This is a genomic window from Mycobacterium sp. URHB0044 (assembly GCF_000620625.1).
Classification (GTDB): Bacteria; Actinomycetota; Actinomycetes; order Mycobacteriales; family Mycobacteriaceae; genus Mycobacterium.
The window spans coordinates 119,779-143,762 of the sequence record NZ_JIAW01000013.1 but is presented as its reverse complement, the minus strand read 5'-3'; the positions used below and the strand labels follow the sequence as shown (position 1 = coordinate 143,762).

General features: G+C 67.8%; 19 protein-coding genes. 10 read left to right on the top strand and 9 right to left on the bottom strand.

Features of this window, described 5'->3' with window-relative positions; genetic code table 11:
- Nucleotides 1–153 precede the first annotated feature (153 nt).
- The 4 genes from N536_RS0124490 to N536_RS0124475 are packed head-to-tail and all read left to right on the top strand — an operon-like array spanning nucleotide 154 to nucleotide 5,562.
- Complete coding sequence (locus tag N536_RS0124490) at nucleotides 154–1,131, top strand: ABC transporter permease (protein WP_029116027.1); 978 nt, start codon at nucleotides 154–156, stop codon at nucleotides 1,129–1,131.
- A complete protein-coding gene (locus N536_RS0124485) occupies nucleotides 1,128–2,051 on the top strand; it encodes an ABC transporter permease (protein WP_029116026.1) in 924 nt (307 codons plus the stop codon). Before N536_RS0124490 ends, N536_RS0124485 begins: the two co-directional genes overlap by 4 nt.
- Nucleotides 2,048–3,883 (top strand): ABC transporter ATP-binding protein, encoded by a 1,836-nt coding sequence (locus N536_RS0124480; protein ID WP_029116025.1) that lies wholly within the window; start codon nucleotides 2,048–2,050, stop codon nucleotides 3,881–3,883. The genes N536_RS0124485 and N536_RS0124480 overlap by 4 nt, the downstream gene beginning before the upstream one ends.
- 11 nt (nucleotides 3,884–3,894) lie before the next feature.
- On the top strand, nucleotides 3,895–5,562 hold the full coding sequence (locus N536_RS0124475) for an ABC transporter family substrate-binding protein (RefSeq protein WP_029116024.1): 1,668 nt from the start codon (nucleotides 3,895–3,897) through the stop codon (nucleotides 5,560–5,562).
- Here N536_RS0124475 and N536_RS0124470 read toward each other — a convergent pair.
- Nucleotides 5,552–6,811: an alpha/beta fold hydrolase gene (locus tag N536_RS0124470; protein ID WP_029116023.1), complete on the bottom strand. Its 1,260-nt coding sequence runs from the start codon at nucleotides 6,809–6,811 to the stop codon at nucleotides 5,552–5,554. The two genes, N536_RS0124475 and N536_RS0124470, sit on opposite strands and share 11 nt — an antisense overlap.
- A gap of 113 nt (nucleotides 6,812–6,924) precedes the next feature.
- Here N536_RS0124470 and N536_RS0124465 point away from each other — a divergent pair, with 113 nt between their 5' ends.
- On the top strand, nucleotides 6,925–8,139 hold the full coding sequence (locus N536_RS0124465) for an acyl-CoA dehydrogenase family protein (protein WP_029116022.1): 1,215 nt from the start codon (nucleotides 6,925–6,927) through the stop codon (nucleotides 8,137–8,139).
- A gap of 83 nt (nucleotides 8,140–8,222) precedes the next feature.
- Here the strand turns inward: N536_RS0124465 and N536_RS0124460 are convergent, their stop codons facing one another.
- Genes N536_RS0124460 through N536_RS0124450 form a run of 3 tightly spaced genes read right to left on the bottom strand, consistent with a single transcriptional unit; the run spans nucleotide 8,223 to nucleotide 13,553 of the window.
- Nucleotides 8,223–9,764 carry a GMC family oxidoreductase gene (locus tag N536_RS0124460; RefSeq protein ID WP_029116021.1) on the bottom strand — a complete coding sequence of 514 codons (1,542 nt, stop codon included), beginning with the start codon at nucleotides 9,762–9,764 and terminating at the stop codon, nucleotides 8,223–8,225.
- 28 nt (nucleotides 9,765–9,792) lie between these two features.
- Complete coding sequence (locus N536_RS0124455) at nucleotides 9,793–12,405, bottom strand: ATP-binding protein (protein ID WP_029116020.1); 2,613 nt, start codon at nucleotides 12,403–12,405, stop codon at nucleotides 9,793–9,795.
- Entirely contained in the window at nucleotides 12,402–13,553 is a 1,152-nt protein-coding gene (locus N536_RS0124450; protein ID WP_029116019.1) for an exonuclease SbcCD subunit D, read from the bottom strand. The genes N536_RS0124455 and N536_RS0124450 overlap by 4 nt, the downstream gene beginning before the upstream one ends.
- Nucleotides 13,554–13,697: 144 nt before the next feature.
- Between N536_RS0124450 and N536_RS0124445 the strand changes: the two genes are divergently transcribed.
- Nucleotides 13,698–14,201, top strand: a complete 504-nt coding sequence (locus N536_RS0124445) for a histidine phosphatase family protein (RefSeq protein WP_036437499.1) — start codon at nucleotides 13,698–13,700, stop codon at nucleotides 14,199–14,201.
- A gap of 4 nt (nucleotides 14,202–14,205) precedes the next feature.
- Here N536_RS0124445 and N536_RS0124440 read toward each other — a convergent pair whose 3' ends face one another.
- Both N536_RS0124440 and N536_RS0124435 read right to left on the bottom strand, forming a co-directional pair.
- On the bottom strand, nucleotides 14,206–14,766 hold the full coding sequence (locus N536_RS0124440; RefSeq protein WP_029116017.1) for a DUF3558 domain-containing protein: 561 nt from the start codon (nucleotides 14,764–14,766) through the stop codon (nucleotides 14,206–14,208).
- The gene (locus N536_RS0124435; RefSeq protein ID WP_064751585.1) at nucleotides 14,763–15,347 is read right to left on the bottom strand and encodes a DUF3558 domain-containing protein; all 585 of its coding nucleotides are present in this window, start codon (nucleotides 15,345–15,347) and stop codon (nucleotides 14,763–14,765) included. The genes N536_RS0124440 and N536_RS0124435 overlap by 4 nt, the downstream gene beginning before the upstream one ends.
- Before the next feature lie 130 nt (nucleotides 15,348–15,477).
- Here N536_RS0124435 and N536_RS0124430 point away from each other — a divergent pair, with 130 nt between their 5' ends.
- Genes N536_RS0124430 through N536_RS0124420 form a run of 3 tightly spaced genes read left to right on the top strand, consistent with a single transcriptional unit; the run spans nucleotide 15,478 to nucleotide 21,339 of the window.
- On the top strand, nucleotides 15,478–17,205 hold the full coding sequence (locus N536_RS0124430; RefSeq protein ID WP_036437497.1) for an ABC transporter ATP-binding protein: 1,728 nt from the start codon (nucleotides 15,478–15,480) through the stop codon (nucleotides 17,203–17,205).
- An 8-nt stretch (nucleotides 17,206–17,213) separates the two neighbouring features.
- Complete coding sequence (locus N536_RS0124425; protein WP_036437547.1) at nucleotides 17,214–19,106, top strand: ABC transporter ATP-binding protein; 1,893 nt, start codon at nucleotides 17,214–17,216, stop codon at nucleotides 19,104–19,106.
- Between the two features lie 58 nt (nucleotides 19,107–19,164).
- A complete protein-coding gene (locus tag N536_RS0124420; protein ID WP_029116013.1) occupies nucleotides 19,165–21,339 on the top strand; it encodes a molybdopterin-dependent oxidoreductase in 2,175 nt (724 codons plus the stop codon).
- On the opposite strand, the gene N536_RS0124415 is transcribed toward N536_RS0124420, so the two are convergent.
- Nucleotides 21,336–21,905, bottom strand: coding sequence for a hypothetical protein (locus tag N536_RS0124415; protein ID WP_029116012.1), 570 nt, complete (start codon nucleotides 21,903–21,905; stop codon nucleotides 21,336–21,338). The two genes, N536_RS0124420 and N536_RS0124415, sit on opposite strands and share 4 nt — an antisense overlap.
- A gap of 66 nt (nucleotides 21,906–21,971) precedes the next feature.
- On the bottom strand, nucleotides 21,972–22,172 hold the full coding sequence (locus N536_RS0124410) for a hypothetical protein (protein ID WP_029116011.1): 201 nt from the start codon (nucleotides 22,170–22,172) through the stop codon (nucleotides 21,972–21,974).
- A 124-nt stretch (nucleotides 22,173–22,296) separates the two neighbouring features.
- Between N536_RS0124410 and N536_RS0124405 the strand changes: the two genes are divergently transcribed.
- Nucleotides 22,297–23,190, top strand: a complete 894-nt coding sequence (locus N536_RS0124405; RefSeq protein ID WP_029116010.1) for an AIM24 family protein — start codon at nucleotides 22,297–22,299, stop codon at nucleotides 23,188–23,190.
- 15 nt (nucleotides 23,191–23,205) lie between these two features.
- Here N536_RS0124405 and N536_RS0124400 read toward each other — a convergent pair whose 3' ends face one another.
- Nucleotides 23,206–23,826, bottom strand: a complete 621-nt coding sequence (locus N536_RS0124400) for a GIY-YIG nuclease family protein (protein WP_231514618.1) — start codon at nucleotides 23,824–23,826, stop codon at nucleotides 23,206–23,208.
- Nucleotides 23,827–23,984: the final 158 nt, after the last annotated feature.

Genomic DNA, 23,984 nt, shown 5'->3' with positions numbered 1-23,984 from the left:
GATCTGACCGAAAGTGAACGCCGCAGGTCTGTGAGCACCCTGATCTCGGGGTGCGAGTTGACTTAGGCGGCCCGCCGCGCCCCACACGCCGTTCACAGCCATCCGGGCAGCGATCTCCTACCCTGTGGCCATGCGGAAACCGGCGGGCGCGACGTGACGCGCTTCTTGGCGCGCCGGTTGCTCAACTACGTGGTGCTGCTCGCGTTGGCGTCGTTCCTGACCTTCACGCTCGCCTCCGTCGCCTTCAACCCCCTGGAAAGCCTGCAGCAGCGCAACCCGCGGCCACCGCAATCCACGATCGACGCGAAGGCCGCCGAGTTGGATCTCGACAAGCCGATCCTCGTCCGGTACGGCCACTGGGTTTCGGGCGCGGTGCACGGCGACTTCGGCACCACGATCGGCGGACAACCGGTGTCGGACGAACTCTGGCGCCGAATCGGAGTGAGCCTGCGACTGTTGATCATCGGCTCGGTGATCGGCACGGTGATCGGCGTCGTCGTCGGCGCGTGGGGGGCGATCAGGCAGTACCGGCTCAGCGATCGCGTCATCACGGTCTTGTCGCTGTTGGTGATCAGCACGCCAACGTTCGTGATGGCCAACCTGCTGATCCTGTGGGCGCTCGGCGTCAATTCCGTGCTGGGCGTTCAGCTGTTCGAGTACACCGGCGAGACCTCGCCCGACGCGGTCGGTGGAGCGTGGAACCAATTCGTCGACCGGGTACAGCATCTGGTGCTGCCGACCTTCACGCTGGCGCTCGGCGCCATCGCGGTCTACAGCCGATATCAGCGCAACGCGATGCTCGACGTGCTCGGCCAGGACTTCATCCGCACCGCTCGCGCCAAGGGTTTGACCCGGCGTCAAGCGCTGTTCAAACACGGTCTGCGGACGGCGCTGATCCCGATGGCGACGCTATTCGCCTACGGCATCGCCGGACTCGTCACCGGTGCCGTGTTCACCGAGAAGATCTTCGGCTGGCACGGCATGGGCGAGTGGGTGGTGCAGGGCATCACCAGTCAGGACATCAACATCACCGCGACGATCACGGTGTTCGCGGCGATCATGATCCTGGCGGCCGGATTGTTGTCCGACGTCATCTACGCCGCACTCGACCCGAGGGTGAGGGCGCAATGAGCGAACCCGTCATCAGCGAATCCGCGACCACGGCGAAGTCCGGTGCCGACGTCGCGGCGTTCGCGTCACGGCGCACCTTGGTGCTGCGCCGCTTCCTGCGCAACAAGCCCGCGGTGGCGTCGCTCGCCGTGTTGCTCCTGCTCTTCATCGGCTGCTATGCCCTGCCCCCGCTGCTGCCGTACAGCTACAGCGACCTGGACTTCTACGCGCTGCAGCAGCCGCCCACCCTCGAGCACTGGTTCGGAACCAACGGGCTTGGCCAGGATCTGCTGGCCCAAACCCTGCGTGGCATGCAGAAATCCATGCTCATCGGGGTCTGCGTCGCGTTCATCTCCACGATCATCGCCGCGACGGTGGGAACGATCGCCGGCTACTTCGGCGGCTGGCGCGACAGCACGCTGATGTGGATCGTCGACCTGATGCTCGTGGTACCGAGCTTCCTGCTGATCGCGATCGTCATCCAGCGGACCAAGGGCAGTGTCGTCTGGCTGATCGTCCTGCTGGCCGCGTTCAGCTGGATGATCAGCTCCCGCATCGTGCGTGGCATGACCATGAGCCTGCGGGAACGCGAATTCGTCGCTGCCGCACGGTACATGGGCGTGAAGAACTGGCGGATCATCGTCCGTCACATCCTGCCGAACGTCGCCTCGATTCTGATCATCGACACCGCGCTGAACGTCGGCGTGGCGGTGCTCGCCGAAACGGGGTTGAGCTTCCTCGGTTTCGGCATCCAGCCGCCCGACGTTTCGCTAGGCACGTTGATCGCCGACGGCACCAAATCCGCGACGACATTCCCGTGGGTGTTCCTCTTTCCCGCCGGTGTCCTGGTGTTGATCGTGTTGTGCGCCAACCTGACCGGCGACGGCCTGCGTGACGCGCTCGATCCCAGTTCGCGGCAACTGCGGAAGGCCCGCAAGTGAGCCTCCTCGAGGTCAACGATCTCGCGGTGAAATTTCCCACCGACACCGAAGTGGTAAGTGCGGTGCGCGGCATGAACTTTCACGTCGACCGTGGCGAAGTCGTCGCGCTCGTCGGCGAATCGGGCGCCGGCAAGTCCGCGACCGCCATGGCCGTTGCAGGCCTGCTACCCGAATACGCCGAGATGTCGGGTTCGATCCGGCTGCACGGCGACGAGCTGATCGGCCGGTCCGACCAGGAGCTGTCCAAGGTCCGGGGCAAGGCCATCGGCACCGTCTTCCAGGACCCGATGTCGGCGCTCACCCCCGTGTACACGGTTGGCGACCAAATCGCCGAGGCCATTCGGGTGCACCGACGCGACGTCGGCAAGCACGCCGCCCGGTCCCGCGCCATCGAACTCCTCGAGTTGGTGGGCATCGCCCAGCCCGACCGCCGGGCGCGTGCCTTTCCGCACGAACTCTCCGGCGGTGAACGGCAGCGCGTCGTCATCGCAATCGCGATCGCAAACGATCCCGACCTGTTGATCTGCGACGAGCCGACCACCGCGCTGGACGTGACGGTGCAGGCGCAGATCCTCGAGGTGCTCAAGACCGCCCGGGACGTCACGGGGGCGGGAGTATTGATCATCACCCACGACCTGGGCGTGGTCGCCGAATTCGCCGACCGCGCATTGGTGATGTACGCCGGGCGGGCCGTCGAGACGGCTTCGGTTGGTGATCTTTACCGCGATCGCCGGATGCCCTACACGGTGGGGCTGCTCGGCTCGGTGCCGCGGCTCGACGCACCGCGCGGCGCGCGGCTGGTGCCGATCCCAGGCGGGCCCCCATCGCTGGCTGCCCTGCCGCCCGGCTGCCCGTTCGCGCCGCGCTGCCCACTGGCGATCGATGACTGCCGCGCCGCCGAACCCGAGCTACTGGAGATCGGTCCCGCGCACCGGGCGGCGTGCATCCGCACCGAACACGTGGCCGGTCGCAGCGCGGCCGAGATCTACGGCGTGTCCACCGAGCCCGCCGCCGCGGTGCCTGCTGCCGACGCGCCCGTCGTTCTGGCGGTGCGCGACCTGGTGAAGACCTACAAACTGACCAAGGGCGTCGTGTTCCGCCGCCAGGTCGGCGAGGTTCGCGCCGTGGATGGCGTCAGCCTCGAACTGCAGCAGGGCCACACCCTCGGGATCGTCGGTGAATCCGGCTCGGGCAAGTCCACGACGCTGCACCAGATCTTGGAACTGTCCGCGCCACAGTCGGGTTCGATCGAGGTGCTTGGCTCCGACGTCGCCACACTCGATCGTGTGGGCAGGCGTGCGCTGCGCGGGGACCTGCAGGTGGTGTTCCAGGATCCGGTCGCGTCGCTGGATCCTCGGCTGCCGGTGTTCGACGTTCTGGCGGAGCCGTTGCAGGCCAACGGTTTCGACAAGAGCCGCACCGACGAACGGGTTGCCGAACTACTCGGCATCGTGGGGCTGCGCCGCGAGGACGCCAGCCGCTATCCGGCCGAGTTCTCCGGCGGACAAAAGCAGCGCATCGGGATCGCCAGGGCCCTGGCGCTGCAACCGAAGATCCTCGCGCTCGACGAACCGGTTTCGGCGCTCGACGTATCGATCCAGGCGGGCATCATCAACCTGCTGCTGGAACTGCAGGAGCGGTTCGGGTTGTCCTATTTGTTCGTCTCGCACGATCTATCGGTGGTCAAACACCTCGCCCACCGCGTGGCGGTGATGTACAAGGGCACGATCGTCGAACAAGGCGACGGCGACCAGGTGTTCAACGATCCGCAGCACGACTACACCCGCCGATTGCTTGCCGCAGTTCCCCAGCCGAACCCCGATCGCAGTTAGAGTCGGTGCGCATGAGGACCCGACGCTTCGCTGTGGCAACCGTCATCGCCGCACTCGTACTGACCAGTTGCTCGAGCGGAAACCGGGAGACCCCGTCGGCCGGTGGCAGCGGCGAAGTCAGCAGCACCAACGACATCAACCCCCAAGACGTCGCCAACCTCCGGCAGGGCGGCAACCTGCGGGTGGCGCTGACCGACTTCCCACCGAACTTCAATTCGCTGCACGTCGACGGCAACGACGCCGACACCCACTCGCTGATGCGCCCCACCATGCCTCGCGCGTTCCGGATCAACGCCGACGGCTCCCCGACCGTGAACACCGACTACTTCACCAGCGTCGAACTGACGGGCACCAATCCGCAGGTCGTCACCTACACGATCAATCCCAAGGCGGTGTGGTCCGACGGCACACCGCTCACGTGGGAGGACATCGCCTCCCAGATCAACGCGACCAGCGGCAAGGACAAGGCGTTCGGGATCGCGGCGACCAACGGCAGCGACCGTGTCGGATCGGTCACCCGCGGCGTGGACGATCGCCAGGCGGTCATCACCTTCGCGAAGCCATGGGCCGATTGGCGCGGCATGTTCTCCGGCAGCACCGTGCTGTTGCCCAAGAGCATGACGGCTACGCCCGAGGCGTTCAACAAGGCGCAACTCACCGGTCCCGGACCGTCTGCCGGGCCGTTCATCATCTCCAACCTCGACCGGGGTGCGCAGCGAATCACGTTGACCCGCAACCCGAAGTGGTGGGGCACGCCGCCGCTACTGGACAGCATCACCTATCTCATCCTCGACGACGCCGCGCGCATCCCCGCGTTGCAGAACAACACGATCGACGCGTCGGGTCTCGCGACGCTCGACGAGATGGAGATCGCGCGACGCACCGAGGGCATCAGCATCCGACGCGCACCCGGCCTCGCCTGGTATCACTTCACGTTCAACGGCGCCAAGGGGTCGATTCTGGAAGATCCGGCGCTGCGCCGCGCCGTCGCCAAGGGCATCGACCGCCAGGCCATCGCCAACGTCGTATTGCGTGGCCTCGTCGACAAACCCGCTCCGCTGAACAACCACGTCTACGTTCCCGGCCAGGAGGGTTATCAGGACAACAGCGGGGCGGTCGCCTACAACCCCGAGAAGGCCAAGCAGGAACTCGACGCGCTGGGCTGGCGGATGAACGGCCAGTTCCGGGAGAAGGACGGGCGCCAGTTGGTGATCCGCGACGTGCTGTTCGACGCGCTCAGCACCCGGCAATACGGGCAGGTCGCCCAGAACAACCTTGCCCAGATCGGGGTCAAGCTCGACCTCGACGTCAGACCTGCGGCGGGCTTCTTCACCGACTACGTCACGGTCGGCAACTTCGACATCGCCCAATTCGGCTGGGGCGCCGACGCGTTTGCCCTGTCGAGCCTGACTCAGACCTATCGCACGAATTCCGAGAGCAACTTCGGCAAGATCGGCAGCCCCGAGATCGACGCGAAGATCGAACAGACCGTCTCGGAGCTCGATCCCGCCAAGGCCCGCGCGCTGGCCAACGAGGTCGACAAGATGTTGTTCGAAGAGGTGTTCAGCCTGCCGTTGACCCAGTCACCCGGAAACGTCGGGGTGCGAAGCAATCTGGCGAACTTCGGGGCGTTCGGCCTGGCCGATGCCGACTACACCAAGATCGGCTTCATGAAGTAGTGACGCGGCGGACCACCCGGGGTACCACGGATGGCACCGCAGCTTCCGCGACCGCGGCCGCGCCGATGGCGCGGACCAGCAGCCGCACGCCGATGCCCCCGGGCGTCGCATCCAGTTGCGCTGAGCGGCTTGGCAGTTGGTGCATGGTGCCGGCGTAGACGGCCTTGACGACGTCGAGCGCGGTGCGCTCCCTGGTGTCGATGACACTGTGACCCGCGGTGGGCAGATCCACCAGTGCGGCATCAGGAAGCAATGAGACGATCCGCTGCGCCACAGCGCGCGGGGTGACGAGGTCGCGGCCCCCCGAGATGACAGCAGTGGGCCAGCCGAAGCCGGGCATCGCCGCGATCAGATCGTAGGGCTCCGCGACGAAATCGACGTCGCCGGTGGCCGTTTCGCGGAATGCCACCGCCGGGTCGAGCGGACCGCCGTCGGGCACGGCCGCGTAGTTGAGCTCGCGGTAGCCGATCCGCCCGACGAGGTCTGGTTCGTGGTGGTATGGCGTCTTGCGGTCGAGCAGCAGCCTGGTGCCCAGCCCAACGGCGCCCCACAACCAACCGCGGCCCTGGAGCAGCAGATCGAGCTGGCGGCGCAGCACCTTCGGACCGACGAACCCGTACATGCCGGCGACCAGTTGGGCGGCGACCGGCGTGAGTACGCCGTCCTCGACGAGGGCACGCACCTTGGCCGCCAACTCTGCGGTGTCCGGGTCGGCACCGTCCCACAGCACGCGCCGGGTCGCGGTGCGCACGGCGTCGACGTCGTCGGCCGACAGCAGCGGTGAATCGAGGATCATCGCGTGCACCCGGCCGGGATGCCGCACGCCGAGACCCGCCGCCAGGTAGGTGCCGTACGACGTGCCGTACACCACCGCCGACTCGACGTGGGCATCGTCGAGCACCGCGGCGATGTCGTCCACGGCGGCGTCGACCGTCAGGGCCTCCGGCGGCAGGTCGGCACCGGCGTCGTCGTGGCGCGACATGCCGACCCCGCGATGCTCGATCATGATGACGTCGAGCCCATCGGCCGCCGCGCGCCGCCGCAGCCCCCGATACAGCGCCACCGATGCCGCACCTGGTCCGCCCGGGATCACGACCAGCGGATGGTCCGACTTGCGGCCGGTGCGCGCGTAGTAGAGGTCGAATTCCTGGTCGGCCCGCGACCCGCCGATGGGGCGGCGAACGGGTCGGACACCGGGCAGCGCGGCCAGCCTGTTGTGGGCCCTGCGGCGACTGGCGTTCATGGTCATCGCCTCCCATTCTGCCTCGCGTCGCCGCACTCTTCTCCTCCGAGCATCGTTCTTAGGTTCGGGGTGATCCAAAGCCGTGCTCGAACCCGCGGCTCTTGCGTAGAACGGTTGTCATGACCACCGTCGAGAACACGCCCCGAGTCCTACCCGGTTCGCCCGAGTGGGACGAACTACTGGCCGGCATCGCTGCGGGCGCCAAGGACCGAGACCTCAACGACGAGAACCCCTTTGACCAAGTCGTCGCGCTCAAACGAGCTGGCTTCGGCACGTTGCGGCTTCCGACGGAGCTGGGTGGCGCGGGATTCACCGTGCCGCAGGTGTTCTCCGCGGTGATCGACGTGGCGCGTGCCGATCCCATTGTGGCGCACATCTTCCGGACCCATTTCTGGTTCACCGAAGAGCGCCTGCGTTCGGTTTCCGACGAAGTGGCGCAGCGCTGGCTCCGCGCGGTCGCCGACGGCAAGATCTTCGGCAACGCCTTCAGCGAGAAGGGCTCGCTGGCCGTTGGCAGCCTGGTGTTCAACACGCGACTGCTACCCGATCCCGCCGGCGGCTTCCGCCTGACGGGCGAGAAGTACTACAGCACGGGCACCCTGTTCGCGGACTACCTCACCGCGACTGCGACCACCGACCACGACTCGGTGGCCATCGTGATCGTCCCCGCCGACCGGACGGGTGTGCAGATCGTCGACGACTGGGACGGCTTCGGTCAGCGCCGCACCGGTACCGGTACCACGATCTTCACCGACGTCGCCGTCTCGGCCGAGGAGGTGTTGTCCGACTCGCCCTACGACGCGGATCCCGTGCCGACCGTCCAGTACGCGTCGTTGCAGCTGTACATCCACGCCGTGGTCGCCGGTGTCCTCGCGGCCGTCGTCGACGACGGGGTGGCGCTCCTGCGGTCGCGGGATCGCAGCTTCAGCCACGCACCGACCGAGAAGCCCACCGACGATCCGCTGCTGCAGCGTCAACTCGGCGTGCTGGCCAGCACCGCCTACATCGCCAGGGCCGCAGTCCTCGACGCCGCGGAGGCGATCGGGCGGGCCACCGCGTCGGACACCGGTGACGGGCCCGACCCACAACTGGCCGCCGAGGCACAGCTGAAGGTCGCCAAGGTCAAGGTGCACCTCGACGACGTCGCCCCCGAGGCGGCCACCCGGCTACTCGAACTCGGCGGCGCCAGCGCGGCGAGCAAGCAGCGCAACCTCGACCGGCACTGGCGCAACATCCGCACCATCACGTTGCACAATCCCGTCGCCTACAAGGCCCGTGTAATCGGCGAGAACCTGTTGCACGGCACCGCCCTTCCCGCCAACGCCTACTTCTGACCTCTCCCCCTTTGCGATTTCGGCGTGATCCGTTGCGTTCAGCGTGACGAATCACGCCCAAATCACAAGAGGGGGCTAAGGGGCTACGGGGACGATCGGATCAGGTCGGCCGCCTTCTCGCCGATCAGCACGCACGGCGCGTGGGTGTGCCCGCGGATGATCGTCGGCATCACCGACGCGTCGACGACGCGCAACCCATCGACGCCACGCACGCGCAGATGCGGATCGACCACGCTGCCCTCGTCGGCGCCCATCCGGCAGGTGCCCACGGGGTGATACAGCGTGTGCGACACCGTGTTCAGCGCCGACTCCAGCGTCTCGTCGGTCAGCTCGCGGACACCGCCGGGCCGCGCAATGCCAGTGATCACGCCCCGCATCCCGGGTGACTCGGCGATCCTGGCGGTGATCCGCAGCCCCTCCATCAACGCCGCGCGGTCCTCACCCGCATCGTCGGACAGGTAGCGCGGATCGATGAGCGGCTTGGCCAACGGGTCCGCCGACGCCAGCGCAATGGTGCCGGTGCTCTTGGGCTTCAGCAGGATCGGCCCCATCACGACGGCGTGGCCTGGGTACGGCTCGCCGATGCCCTCGTCGAAGAACGGGGCGGGGGCGAAGATCAACTCCAGATCGGGCAGCGCGAGATCCGGCCTGCTCCGCACGAACCCGTAGGCCTCGCCGACGTTCGAGGTGAGCATGCCGCGTCGCCTGCCGAAGTAGTTGAGCAGTTCCAGCGGCTTCTCGGCGGCCATCAGGGTGTCGCGTGGTGTCTTGAAGCCGAGCGGAACCACCAGGTGGTCGAGCAGATTGGAGCCGACCTCCGGTGCATGGTGCAGGGTTTCGATGCCGTGTTCGGCGAGTTGATCGCGGTCCCCGATGCCGGACAGCATCAGCAGCTGGGGCGTGTTGATCGCACCCGCGCACAGCAACACTTCGCGCCGCGCCCGGATCACTTCGCGCCGGCCTTCCATGTGGAGTTCGATCCCGACGGCGCGGTTGCCATCGAACAGCACCCGCGTCACTGTGGCGTTGGTGAGCAGCTTCAGGTTCTGCCGACGCAGCGCCGGTTTCAGGTAGGCGTCGGCGGTGCTCCACCTCGCTCCCCTGCGCTGGGTGACCAACGTCTGGCAAAACCCTTCCGGTGACGCCTGATTCGGAGCTTCAACCCGGTGGCCCTGCTCTTCGACGGCGGCAAGCCACGCCGCAGTCAAGCCGCGCGGGCTGCGCTGGGGCGAGACGACGAGCGGTCCGCGTTCGATCCGGTCGAAGTACTTCTCGACGCCTGCGAAGGACCACTCCTCGCCTGCGGTCGCGCCCCAGTCGTCGTAGTCCGCGGCGAACCCGCGCACCCACATCATGGCGTTCATCGACGACGAGCCGCCGAGCATCTTGCCGCGCGGCCAATAGATCTGGCGACCGTCGAGGTGTTTCTGCGGCTCGGTCAGATAGTTCCAGTCGACCGGGCTGCGGAACAGCTTGGAGAAGGCCGCGGGGATGTGGATGAACTTGTCCTTGTCGCGCGGCCCCGCCTCCACCACCGCCACCCGAACGCCTGGCACGGCGCTGAGCCGGCTGGCAAGCACGGCGCCCGACGAGCCCGTTCCCACAACGATGTAGTCCGCCTCCACGTCGCGGAGTGTAGGAGTACTTGGCCCGCTACGCGGTCAATTGGATGTGCAGCGCGTCGCCCACCGCGGCGTACCGCTCCGGGCTGCAGGTCAGCACGATGACTTGACCGTCACCGCCCACGGCGTCGAAGACTTCGCCCATCTTGGTCAGCCGGTCGGCATCGGTGAATCCGAGCGCATCGTCGATGAGCACGGGCACGCCGTCCTCCTTGGCGACCAGCGCCGCGCCCGCCAGCCGCGCCACGATGCCGAGCTGCTCCTTAGCGCCACCCGACAGCGAGTCGTACGGCACCGTGCGTCCCGCCAGCGTGCGGGTGCAGATGCGCAGCTCGGCGTCGATTTCCACCTCGAAGTCGGCGCCGAACACGATGCGTCCCAGCCGCTCCACCTCGGTGCGGAACGGTTGCACGTAGCGCAGCCGCGCGTCGTCGCGGTGTCGCAGCATCACCGACCGCAGCACGTCCACCGCTGCAGCGCGTCGGCCCAACCGGGCGTGCTCGGCCACCGCGTGCTGCAGCTCGATCCGAGCGGCGTCCAACTGGCCCTGCCTGCCCTGCGTGCCGTACGCGCGCAACTGCGCAGTGGTGTCGCGCAGCTGCTCGCCGATCTCCCCGTGCCGACGCACGAAGGCCTCGTGGCAGCGTGTGGCCTCGGCGAGTTCTTCGGCGACGGCCGCGGGTGCGGTGCCCGCGAGTTCGGTCTCTACGGCCTGCACCCCCGCCGCGAGCTCACGGGCACGCGCATTCTCTGCCTCCGCCCGTGCCGTCAGGTCGTCGTCGGATTCCGACTCCCGTTGCGCAGCAAGGCGTTCACCGACCTTGGCCAGCTCGGTCCTGGCATTGCTCAGCTTCTCCCGCAGCACCGTCACGCGCGTGGCCTGGGTGGTCGCCGCCGTCGCCGCCGCCGTCGCCACTTCGCAGCGCAGGTCGCACGCGCTGACCGCCCGGCGATGGTCGGCCACCGCGGCCTTCAGTTCGGCCTTCGCGTCCTCGGCGTCGCCCGACACGTCGGCCGGTTGTTCCTTGCGCAGTTCGGCGAGGTGAGCCCGCATCACCGCGATGGAATCGTCGCCGCGCAACGCATCCCGTGCGGCCCGCACGCGGTCGGCGGATGCGACCAGCTCGCGCCGCCGCTGATCGATCGCTCGAGCCGCGTCGACGTCGGCCGCTCCGGCCCGTTGCAGCCGAGCGGTCAAGTGCTCCCTGGCGGCTTCGAGAACCGCCTGGGCGTCGGCGGCCGGCTCGCCGGGCACGACGCGTACGGTCAGCATCCCTGGCAGTTCGACGTCGGTGGGCCCCGCGGCGCTCGCCGACCAGCCCTGACCCGCGGCCAGCTCCACGACCTCGCCGGCGACCAGCACCTCGATGTCGGCAGCCGAGACCAACTCGACACGGGCAGAAGCTGATTCGGCCCGCGCGGCGGCCAGCTGGACCGCTGCGGCGGCGGTCTCGAGGTCGCGCATCGAGCCGTCCGTCACGGCGATGCCTGCGAGTTCGCGATCGATGCGAAGCAGTTCGCGGTCGGCGGCGTCGATCTTCTCCAGCTTCGCCGTCAGCCTGGCGACTTCGTCGCGATGGGCGATCTGCTCGAGGGTACGGCGTGCGGCCTCAACCCTGGCCTGGCACGCATCGACGGCTGCCTTCGCCTCGGCCACCGCCGCGTCGGCCAGATCCTTCACCTCGCAGGCGGACGCTTCCTCGGCCGTCACCTGTTCGACCGACTGCTCCAGTTCCAGGATGGTGGCGGCTCGGACGTCGAGGTCGGCGCACAGCCGTCGTCGTTCCTCCAGCGCGGCAACGGAGGCGGCGCGCTTCTGAGCCGCGGCCTCGGCGAGGGCGCGTGCGTGGACCAACCGCTCAGTGAGCTCCTTGACGGTTTCGGCCGCAGCTGCGGCCGAGTCCAGTCGCTTCGCGGCGTTCGCGCGCTCGACGGTCACCCGGGCCAACTGCTCGGTCAGCTCTGCGTGCCGGGCCACCGCGTCGTCGACCTCGGCGACCGCGGCTTCACCGTCGGCGACCGCCTGCTGCGCGGCGCGCAACCGGGTGATCGCCGCGCCCCAGTCGCCGGTCGGCCGACCGGTCGCCGTGAAGTGCTGCCGGTATTCGGCATCGATGCGGTCGACCAGCAGTGGCTCAGCCCCCGACAGCGCCACCGCCTGCCCGGCGGCCACGTCCAGCGCGCGGGACAGCGCGTCGGAACCGGACAGGTCGACCGGTGCGGTGGCGCTCGACTGCAGGACCCGCTGCGCCTGCCAGAGGTCGATGTCGACGGTCTCCTTCAGGATCGCCTGCACCCGCTCGTGCGCCTCGTCGCCAGTGAGCTGCTCCCGACGCGGAGCGGTGATGGTCAGCTCGGTGACGGGCCGCTTGTGGAAGCGCTTGAAGTACTCGAACCGGTACGGACCGGTCGAGATGACCGCCGCGATCTCCGCGCCCTCGTCGACGTGGGTGGGCTTGACCTGTTTGACCTCCTTCTTGGAGGAGCGGTCCTTGGCGTGCAACAGCAGGTCGACCGCCTCGATCATCGACGACTTGCCGATCTCGTTGGCACCGCTGATCACGACCACGCCACGGTCGGGAAACTCGATGTCGCGGTGGGCGATTCCGCGGTAGTTGCGCAGGGTGAGACGGTGGAGTTTCATGCCGCGCTGCCCCGATCAACCAGGCGCAGCAACAATGCCAACGCGCCGCGGGCGTCGTCGCCCTGCTCGCCGTCGTGGTGCGCCGTGGCCACCAACTCCTCGACGGCCGCCGATGCAAACCCCCCGAGGCCGAGGTCGTCGAACTCACCGTCGGCGGGCACCACGACGACGTCGGTCTGGCTGTCCCAGGACGTCAACGCGGCGAAGAGCCTGGTGTGCTTGTCGATGCACGCGTCCAGTTCGGCCTTGTCGGTCACGGTCAGCGACCCGGTCAGCGCCAACTGGACGACGGTGCGGTCCTTGTCGGGCATCAGGTCGAGGTTCAGGCCGAGGTCGGTGATGTCGCGGGTGTTGTCGACCGTGAACCGCAGCGACACGAACCGCCATCGCCCCACCCTGCGGGCGTCCACCCGCACCGGCCGCGCCGGGTCCCGTTCGTCGATGTCGACGACGAGCGCGTGACCGGGGTCGGATTCGATGTGGTCGTAGTTGGTGACTTCGGGGGCGCCCGAGTACCAGACCCGGCCGGTCGTGCCGACCTCGGTGCGAGAATGCTTGTCGCCCAATGCCACGTAGTGCACGGCTCCGCGTGCCAGAGCTGCCTCCACCGCCGCGAGCCGGATCAGTGCCGCCTTGTCCCGGTCGGGTTCGAAGACGTCGACGCCGCCGTGCCCGACGACGATGCGGGTGACGCCGTCGGCAGGCAGGTCCTCGAGCACGTCGCCGACGAGGTCGATGGTGGGCGCCTTGGAACGCCATGGGGCGGCGACGATCTCGAGACCCGGCCGCACCTCGTGGACGCCCGTACGGTCGAGCACCGTAACGTTGTCGGGGCACTCGGCTTGGAACAGGGCGCTGGTGTACACCGACGACGCGTCGAGCGGGTCGTGGTTGCCGGGTAGCAGGTACACCGGTACGCCGATGGCACGCATGGCCTCCAGCGACTGGCTGACCACGCGCGGGGCGAGTTGGTTGTGTTCGAATACGTCGCCGGCCACGACGACGAACTCGGCGCCGACCTCCGCCGCCAACGGTCCGAGTGCCACGACGGCCTCGCGGCGGGCGGCCGAATATCGCGGCTGCGCCTCGCCATTGAGGAAGTAACGGGTCATGCCGAGTTGCCAATCGGCGGTGTGCACGAAGCGCATCTCGGCGTCCTCCTCGCTCTCTCTTTGGGTGGGGCAAGGCGAGTGTAGGACCGGGTGCCGACAAGTCTGCGGATCTCGATCGGCATGTGGGCGACCGGCTGTCCCAAGCACTACGTCTAGAGCACTACGACTACGTTGGGTCCAATGAGCAGGACACTGCTGTTGCTTCGGCACGCCAAATCGGACTACCCGGCCGGCGTGCCCGACCACGAACGGCCACTCGCAGCGCGGGGCATCCGCGAGGCGCCCCTGGCCGGCGACTGGATCCGGTCGAACGCGCCCAGCGTCGACGCGGTGTTGTGCTCCACGGCGACGCGCACGCGCCAGACCCTGGAGCGGACGGGCATCGACGCCCCGGTGGAGTACGTCGACCGGCTCTACGACGCCGTGCCGGGCACCGTCATCGACGTGATCAACGGGGTCAGTTCACTTTTCGGAGCCGACGTCGAGACGCTGCTGGTGGTCGGTCACGAGCCGACCATGTCGCACCTGGCACTCGGACTGAACGCCGACGGCAACGAGGCGGCGGCGCAACGCATTGCGACGAAGTTCCCCACGTCGGCGATCGCGATGCTCGGCACCACCGCACCGTGGGACCAACTCACGCTGCGCGGGGCGGCGCTCATCGCGTTCCACGTGCCGCGCTGAGCGCCTACGAGTTGGTCGCGAGCGTCAACTCCATCAGCTTGATCGCCATCCCGCACGCGTCGATCCCGGGCGTCTGCGGATTCACCCACCAGCCCACCACGCCGCCGGCGTCGCTCGCCACGCCGCAGGCACCGTTGCCGTCGTTGGGCTTCATGACGATCGACGGCACGCCCGCGATCGAACGGTTCTCGATCTGGTAGTTCAGGTGCTGGGCGACCTTCTTCTCGTTGTCCAGGCTGCCCTGCTCGAACCAGAAGCGGGTGATGTCGATCAAACCGGCGGGGTTCGCGGCCTGCCACCGGCAGATCGCGCCCACGAAGGTGCTCTGGATGTCGAGCGGGTCGGCGCCGACGGTCTTCGCGAGGATGTCCTGGGTCAGGACGTCGCACTCCTTGAGCAGGTTCGGGTACTGCTTTTCCGAGTCCTCGTTGCGCGGGTTGTCGCCAGAACCGGCTCGGGCCGCCGTGCCCTCCACGGTGCGCGAACAGCCCAAGAGCAACGTCATGGCCGACAGCAGCGCCACGAGGGCCGCCAACACCCTGCGGGTTCCGTTGCGCCGGATCATTTCGCGTTCACGATCGACTGGCGGGTGAGTTCCTTGGCGATGTCACACGGGTCGGGGAACGGCTTCTCGCTGAAGCTGATCGACCACTCGATGAAGTCGTCGTCGTACTGGATGCCGATCTCACACAGGCTGGTGCCCAGGGTCGGATCGTCGCCCATCGCGATGAAGCCGCTGTGCCCCTCGATGTTGATGTCCTCCACGTTGGCGCGCGACAGTTCCTCGGTCTTGCGTTCCCGGCCGATCGGGCTGCCGCGATACCAGGAGAACGAGAAGTGCGGACCCAGGATGCCGCCGCCGGCCAGCCACTGGCAGCCCACCGAATTGCGGGCGGTGTTGACCAGTCCGGTGATCCTGGTCTGTTCGGCCACCGTCTGGTCGGTGACGCCGCCGCACTCCGGGAACATCGGCCCGTGCTTGGCGCCGTCGGACTGCGCCGCCGTCGACGGAGCTCCCGGTCCCGTCGGTTGATCCGAACTCGAGCAGGCGGCAAGGATCGGAACCGTGGCGGCCACCAACACGAGGAACCGAGTAGCCAGCGCTTTCGCGTTGCGCCTGCTTCTCAGGTCGCCGCGTCGTCCCATCACGCCCGCAACTGTAGCGGCAGCCTCGCACCACAACCACCAACACGCCGACTGACCTGGTCTTTCCTCGCCAAACCGTGAAGCACGGCCGATCCCCATCCGGTCATCGGCGGTATGCGAGAGTTACCGGATGCTCTGGGCGCTGCTGCGGCAGTACGTGCGGCCCTACCGTTGGCTGCTCACCATCGTCGCGGTGCTCCAGGTCATCAGCACACTCGCGTCGCTGTACCTGCCGACGATCAATGCGGCGATCATCGACGACGGGGTGGCCAAGGGCGACACCGGCGCCATCACCGAACTCGGCGGCATCATGCTCGGCGTCACCGCGCTGCAGGTGGTGTGCGCGGTCGGGGCGGTCTACTACGGGTCGCGGGCCGGCATGGGGTTCGGGCGCGATCTGCGGTCGGCGATCTTCCACCACGTGACCGGGCTGTCGGCGGAGGAGACCGCGCGGTTCGGCGCCTCCACACTGCTGACGCGCACCACCAACGACGTACAACAGATCCAGCTGCTGGTGGCCATGACGTGCACCATGCTGATCACCGCGCCCATCATGAGCGTCGGCGGCATCGTAATGGCGGTGCATCAGAATGCCCGGCTGTCGTGGCTGCTGGTGGTCAGCGTCCCGGTGCTCGGATTGGCGAACTACTGGATCGTGGGACATCTGCTGCCGCTCTTCCGTGCCATGCAGCGACTCATCGACGGCATCAATCGGGTGATGCGCGAACAGTTGTCGGGCATCCGGGTGATCCGTGCATTCGCGCGCGAGCCCCTCGAGCGGGCCCGCTTCGCGCAGGCCAGCCAGGCGTTGTCGGACACGGCACTGTCGGTCGGCCGGTGGCAGGCGTTGATGCTGCCGGTCACCACGCTCGTCATCAACGTCTCCAGCGTCGCGCTGATCTGGTTCGGCGGCAAGGCGATCGACGCGGGTCAGATGCAGGTGGGTTCACTGATCGCGTTCCTGTCCTACTTCATGCAGATCCTGATGGCCGTGCTGCTGGTGACCATCATCCTGGTGCTGCTGCCGCGCGCGTCGGTGTGCGCCGAACGCATCACCGAGGTGCTGTCCACCTCCCCGGCAATCACCAGTCCCCAGCATCCCGTTCGACCCGCAACGGCCACCGGCGAGATCGCGCTGAAGGCAGCGACATTCCGCTATCCGGGTGCGGATCGCCCGGTGCTGCAAGATGTTTCGTTCACGGCGCGTCCCGGCACCACGACCGCGGTGGTCGGCTCGACCGGGTCGGGAAAGTCGACTCTGATCTCACTGATCTGCCGGTTGTACGACGTGACCGACGGCGCGGTGACCATCGACGGCGTCGACGTCCGCGACCACGACATCGAACGCCTGTGGTCGTCCATCGGCCTCGTGCCCCAACGCGGCTACCTGTTCTCCGGCACCGTGGAACAGAACCTGCGCTACGGAAGGGCGGACGCGACCGAGGAGCAGATGTGGGAGGCGCTGCGGGTGGCAGCCGCCGACGGCTTCGTGTCCGCACACCCCGACGGTCTGGCCATGCCGGTCGCCCAGGGAGGCATCAACTTCTCCGGCGGCCAGCGCCAGCGACTTGCCATCGCCCGTGCGGTGATTCGCCGACCGGCCATCTATCTGTTCGACGACGCGTTCTCCGCGCTCGACGTGCACACCGATGCCCGCGTGCGCGCCGCATTGCGCGAGGTCTCGGCGGAGGCGACGGTAATCATCGTCTCGCAACGCATTTCGACCGTCATCGAAGCCGATCAGGTGGTGGTCGTCGACGACGGCGCGGTGGTGGGCACCGGCACGCACGACGAACTGCTCGTCGACTGCCCCATCTACGCCGAGTTCGCCGACTCGCAGTCCGTTGGCGCCTCGTGACCGGGCCGATGGGTCGCCCGATGCGTGGCGGCGCGCAGCCGCCGACGCAGCGGTCCCGCGACTTCAAGGGCTCGGCGATCCGGCTGCTGAAACGGCTGACGCCCCAACGGGCGATGACGGTCACGGTGCTGCTGCTCGGTGTCGCCGGCATCGCGATCGGCGTGGTCGGTCCGCGCATCCTTGGCCACGCCACCGACCTGCTGTTCAACGGCGTGATCGGCCGGGGACTGCCCGCGGGACTCACCAAGGAGCAGGCCATCGCTGCGGCCAGGGCGCGCGGCGATACGACGTTCGCCGACCTGCTGTCCGGGATGAACGTCGTGCCCGGCCGAGGGGTCGACTTCGGGGCCGTCGGCCGCACCCTGCTTCTGGCGCTCGGCCTCTATCTCATTGCCGCGCTGTTCGTTTGGATGCAGGCCCGGTTGCTCAACGTCGTCGTCCAGCGCACCATGGTGAAGCTGCGCTCCGACGTCGAAGACAAAGTCCATCGGATGCCGTTGTCCTACTTCGACTCCCGGCAGCGTGGCGAAGTGCTCAGTCGCGTCACCAACGACGTCGACAACATCCAATCGTCGCTGTCGATGACGATCGCCCAGCTGCTCACCTCGGTGCTGACGCTGATCGCCGTACTGGTGGCTATGTTGACGATCTCGCCGCTGCTGACGCTGATCACCGTGCTCACCGTGCCGCTGTCGTTGCTCGCGACGCGGACGATCGCGCGACGCTCACAGCGCCTGTTCGTCGCGCAGTGGCGCAACACCGGCAGGCTCAACGCGCACATCGAAGAGACCTACAGCGGTTTCACCGTGGTCAAGACGTTCGGGCACCGCGCCATCGCCGAGGAGAAGTTCCGGGAGCTCAACGACGACGTCTATCAGGCCAGCTTCGGCGCGCAGTTCTTGTCGGGGCTGGTGTCGCCTGCCACCAATTTCATCGGGAACCTCAGTTACGTGGCCGTCGCCGTCGTCGGCGGCATCCAGGTTGCGACGGGCCAGATCACTCTGGGCAGCATCCAGGCGTTCATTCAGTACGTGCGCCAGTTCAACCAGCCCCTCACCCAGATGGCAGCGATGTACAACACCCTGCAGTCCGGGATCGCCAGCGCGGAGCGGGTCTTCGACCTCCTGGACGCCGACGAGCAACAGCCGGAATCGCCCACGCCCGCACGCGTGGACGTCAAGGGCGCAGGCCGCGTGGAGTTCGACCACGTCCACTTCGGCTACCGGCCCGGCACTCCCGTGATCGAAGACCTCTCGCTGGTCGCCGAGCCGGGCAGCACCGTCGCGATCGTCGGCCCGACCGGCGCGGGCAAGACCACCCTGGTCAACCTGCTGATGCGGTTCTACGAAGTGGATTCGGGCCGGATCCTCGTCGACGACGTCGACATCACGGAGCTGACCCGCCACGACCTGCGGTCGCGGATCGGCATGGTGCTGCAGGACACGTGGTTGTTCGCCGGCACCATCTACGACAACATCGCCTATGGCCGGCCGGACGCGACCGAGGCCGAGGTGATCGACGCCGCCAAGGCCGCGCACGTCGACCGGTTCGTGCACATGCTCCCCAACGGCTACGACACCGTGGTGACCGACGACGGCGGCAACGTCAGCGCCGGTGAGAAGCAGTTGATCACCATCGCCAGGGCGATCCTGGCCCGACCGCAGCTGCTCGTCCTCGATGAAGCGACCAGCTCGGTCGACACCCGCACCGAGCTCCTGATCCAGCAGGCCACCGCCGAGCTGCGCCGTGACCGCACCAGTTTCATCATCGCGCACCGACTTTCGACGATCCGCGACGCCGACGTCATCCTGGTGATGGAGGCCGGCCGCATCGTGGAGCGCGGCAGCCACGACGAGCTGCTGGCCCGACGCGGTGAGTACTGGTCGATGACGCAGGTGTGAGCGGTGCGCTCAATGCGAATCGCCCGTGGTGTGCCGCCGGTTCGGGCAGGATGACCGCATGAGTACTGGCACCGTGCACACGTTCTGCCGGTACTGCCTGGCAGCCTGCGGGATCGACGTGACGGTGCAGGGCAACACGATCACCAAGATCTCGGCCGACAAGCAGAACCCGCACAGCTGGCAGGACTTCTGCGCGAAGGGACGCACCGCCAACCAGCTCGTCGAACATCCACGCCGGATTCTGAATCCGATGCGGCGCGTTGGCGATTCGTATGTCGAGGCCAGCTGGGACGAGGCCATCGCCGACATTGCCGCGCGGATGAACCGGCTGATCGACGCCGACGGTCCCGACGCGATAGGCGTCTACTACGGCAACCCGTCGGGTTTCTCGTCGTCGAACATCATCTTCATGAACGGGTGGCTGGACGCCATCGGCACGCACAGCCGCTACTTCGTCGGCTCGGTCGACCAGAACGCCATGCACGTCGTGGCCTCGGCGATGTACGGCTCACAGCTCATGTCGCCGGTGTCCGACGTCGACCAGTGCGACTACTTCCTGCTGGTCGGAACGAACCCGGCGGTCAGCGCCTGGAACTGGCTGGAATCCGTGCCCGGCGGCTGGCGGCGTGCGCTGGAGCGCCAGAAGGCCGGCGCGACCATCGTGGTCGTCGACCCGGTCCGCACCGAGACCGCGGTGAAGGCCGACGTGCACCTCGCCGTGCGGCCGGGGCAGGATTGGGCGCTGCTGCTGGCGATGACGAAGGTCATCCTCGACGAGGGACTCGAACACGCCGAGGACTGTCGCGACCTGGCCACCGGAGTGCCCGAACTCCGCGCGCTGGTCGCCGACACCGACCTCGACGACCTGGCCGCCCGCTGCGAGGTGCGACGGGACGACATCGAGCGGGTAGCACGGGGTTTCGCCACCGCACGCGGGGCGATGGTCGTCACCAGGACCGGTGTCTCGCTGCACGAGGCGGGCACCGTCGCCGAGTGGCTCGGTCACGTGCTGAACGTGATCACCGGACGCATGGACCGGCCCGGCGGACGGCGGTTCGAACGTGGTTACGTCGATGCGCTGCGCATGGTCGACATGGTCAAGACCGAGCCGCACCGCAGCAGGCTGCGAGGGCGGGAGATGGTGGTCGGCGCGCACGGGCTCAGTGAACTGCCCGACGAGATCACCACCCCCGGGCGCGGTCAGATCCGGGCGATGGTGATCAACTGTGGCAACCCCGTCGTGTCCGGGCCCGACGGGGCGAAACTCGATGCGGCACTTGCCGACTTGGACCTTCTGGTGGCCATCGACATCGTCCAGCGGGAGAGCCACCGGCACGCGCACTGGCTGCTGCCCGCCGTGCACTGGCTGGAACGCAACGACCTGCCCGCCTTCACCAGCAGCATGCACGACGAGCCGTTCGTGCAGTACGGGGTCAAGGCCGTCGACCCGCCGCCAGGGGCCCGCGAGGAATGGCGGATCTGGACCGACCTCGCCATCGCCATGCGACGCCCGCTCTTCCGCGCCAGGGGGCTCAACGGCTTCATCACGGCCTCGCGCAAAGTCGCAACGCTCACCCGCAGGCCGGGCCTGGCCTTCGGCCCGCATTGGATCGATCGACTGGTGATCGCGACGTCACGAAAGATCAACGGCCGCAGGCTCGCATGGCGCGACCTGACGAGGAACCCGCACGGCCTGGTGCTGGGCCCTCGCGAGTTCGGCCACTTCAAGGACGCACTGCGCACCGACGACAAACGCGTGCACGTCGCGCCGCCGGAGTTCGTGGCACGCACACGAGAGCTGCTCGATTCCACCGCACCCATTGCGCCGCAACGGTATCCGTTTCAACTCGGCAACCAGCGACACCGACATTCGATGAACTCGTGGCTCAACGAGCTGCCGGGTCTGCACCCCGCGGGCAAGCGCAACGAGGTGCTGATCAACCCGGTCGACGCCGCCGACCTTGGCATCGGCGACGGCGACCGGGTGCGGGTGTTCTCCTCGGTCGGCGAGGTCGAACTCGATGCCACGCTGTCCGAGCGACTACGCCGCGGGCTGGTGGTGATCGACCACGGCTGGGGTTCCCGGATCTTCGACCCGCGCGGCGGCGATGCGCCCCAGTCCTACGGCGTCAACCGCAACCTCCTGGTCGACGGTGAGTCGATCGACCCGTTGTCGCAGACCTCGACGCTCAGCTCGTCCTACGTCGGCCTCGAGCGGGTGGGGGCTGGTTAGAGCTCCGGCCCCTCGGCGCGCAGATCCTCGACCGTCGACATGGCGTCGCGCAGCTTCGTCAACCACTCGTCGGCGTGCTCACCGACCAGCCGGACAGACCAGGCGAGTGCGTCGGAGCGTGACCGCGCCACGCCTGCATCGACCAGCGTGTCCAGTACCTGGCGTTCCGGCTGCTTGAGCCGGGTCATCACCGGTACCGCGATGTGGGTGAAGAGGATGCGCTCCGGGGATTCGGCGGTGCCGACCTCGACGCCCCAGGCGACCTTGCGCCCATAGCGGGCTTCGGCTTCGTCGGCGATGCGCATCCGCTCCGAGCGGGTGTCCTCACGGAAGCGGGCCGCGCGCCCGGAGGCGCGGGCTTCGCTTTCCTCGCCGTCGGGCTCGGGAAGCCGGCCGACGACGGTGATTTCCTCGCGGTCGACGACGACCTCCGGGTCGCCGGTGAACCAGCCTTCGGGAAGCCGACCGGAGATCCACTCGGCTGCGTCGCCCGCGTCGGGCTGCTGTGACTGTTGCCAACCGCCGGAACGTCCGGGACGTCGGCCACTGTGATGATGTTGTCTCATGATTACATGATTACACCGTTGCAGCGGTAACAGACCGACTTTCGCCGCGGGCGAACTCGTCGCCCCCTATCGCTTGCGGAGAAGTGCCGCTCCACCAGCCAGGACGAGCGCAACCAGCAGGATCGCCGCCCAGCCCGGACCGACCAGAAACCACACGACGCCCAAGGCGACGATGCCCGGTGACGCGAGGAACAGCACCATGCCGGGGTGCTGCTTGATGACCGCAAGCGCGCTCTTGGCCCGCACCCGGTCGATTTCATCTGCCATCTGCCAAGGATGCCAGTTCATGCCTCGCTCCGGACGATCACGACATGGGCGTTCATGCCGTTGCCATAGGGTTTCTGAAGCTGCGGCGTGAAAGCTGTGCCGCACCCGACCCGAGGAGCGAACGGTGACTGGACCTGGAGCAGGCAGCTGGCAGGCCGACCCCGAAGGCCGCTACGAATACCGGTGGTGGGACGGACAGAGTTGGACAGACCAGGTTTCCCATCAAGGCCGGACCGGAACGGCACCCATGGGTGGGGCACCGCCACAGGGTGGCGGGCGTCATGCGGATCCTGCCGGGCAGCCGTCCGCGGCGCAGGCGGCTCCGGTCGGGCAGCCCTCCGGCGACGGTTTCTCCGGCATCACCGGTGATCTCATCGACGGCCGCTTCAGCGAGAAGGAAGCGAAGCCGATCGCGAACCAGAACTCCAAGCTGCTCCGCGTGCGGCTCGGCGAGCCGTTCATGGCGCGGCAGGGCTCGATGGTCGCCTATCAGGGCAACGTCGACTTCGCCTTCGAGGGCGGCGGGGCGTCCAAGTTCATCAAGAAGGCACTCACGGGTGAAGGCCTGCCGCTGATGCGCTGTCAGGGCCAGGGCGACGTGTTCCTCGCCGAGCGGGCGTTCGACGTGCACGTGTTGAACCTGAACAATTCCAGCCTGTCGATCAGCGGCAAGAACGTGCTCGCGTTCTCGACGAGCCTCGACTGGAACATCGAGCGGGTGAAGGGCGGCAGCATCGCGACGGGCGGCCTGTTCAACACGACCCTGCGCGGGACCGGGTGGGTGGCGCTGACCACCGACGGCCCGCCGGTGGTGCTCAACGCCGGTGAGGCGCCGACGTTCGCCGACACCAACGCGGTGGTGGCGTGGTCGGCGAACCTGCAGACGCAGCTGAAGACGAGCTTCAAGGCGGGCGCGCTGATCGGTCGCGGTTCGGGTGAGGCGCTGCAGGTGTCGTTCTACGGCCAGGGCTTCGTCATCGTCCAGCCCTCGGAGGGCATCCAGATCCCCACGCAGTGACGGCGAGTCCGGGGTTCACCACTCCTTGAGGATGCGCAGCTTGTTCGCGCCAACCGCGGCTTCGCGACGCAGCCGCGTCAACTCGGGGTAGAACGCGTTGTGCTTGTTGCTGGTCTGCACGTTGAGCGGGAGGTCGAGAGCGGCGATCAGTTCGTCCTCGATCAACCACGGCTCGGGGTGGACCAGCCACGACACCAGGGCGTTCTCGGCCATCCACTGGTTGAGCACGGCCTCACCCCCGGCGAACGTGCGTCGGTCGCCGGCGCCGATGCGGCGCAGTTTGAAGCCGAGCTCGTCGCCAAGCAGCACGCCGAGCGTCTTGCGGAGCGTCGAACCCTCGGCGTCCGCCTTGCCGCCGCCGAAGTGATAGCGGATGCGCTTGCGCAGATCCTGGGTGCTCGGAGGCTTGCCGCTCTTGGGCGGCGCCGTCGGGCTGATCCCGACGTAGAGCAGCGTCAGCCCGTCGCGCTCCTGGCAGCCCGAGATGTCGATGTTTCCGGGTATCGAGCGAAACCACCAGCCTTGGACACCCGGCATACTGGGCACCGGACCCGGATCCGTGAACACTTCCGCTCGCGTAAACGGCCGCGCGGCAAGGAAAGCCGCGATGCGGCCCTCAGTTCTCTTGCTTGCCATGCACTCTCCGATCGTCGCGCGGGCGTTTCGCCGCAGACCCGAGAGGCCCCAACGTCACGCTCGCTCGACACCAGCCTAGAAGCCGACTGGCTGACGGCCGCCCCCGCACCGCCCAACCGCTCGAGACTGCGGTGAGATCGCGTTTTCGCGAGTTTTCG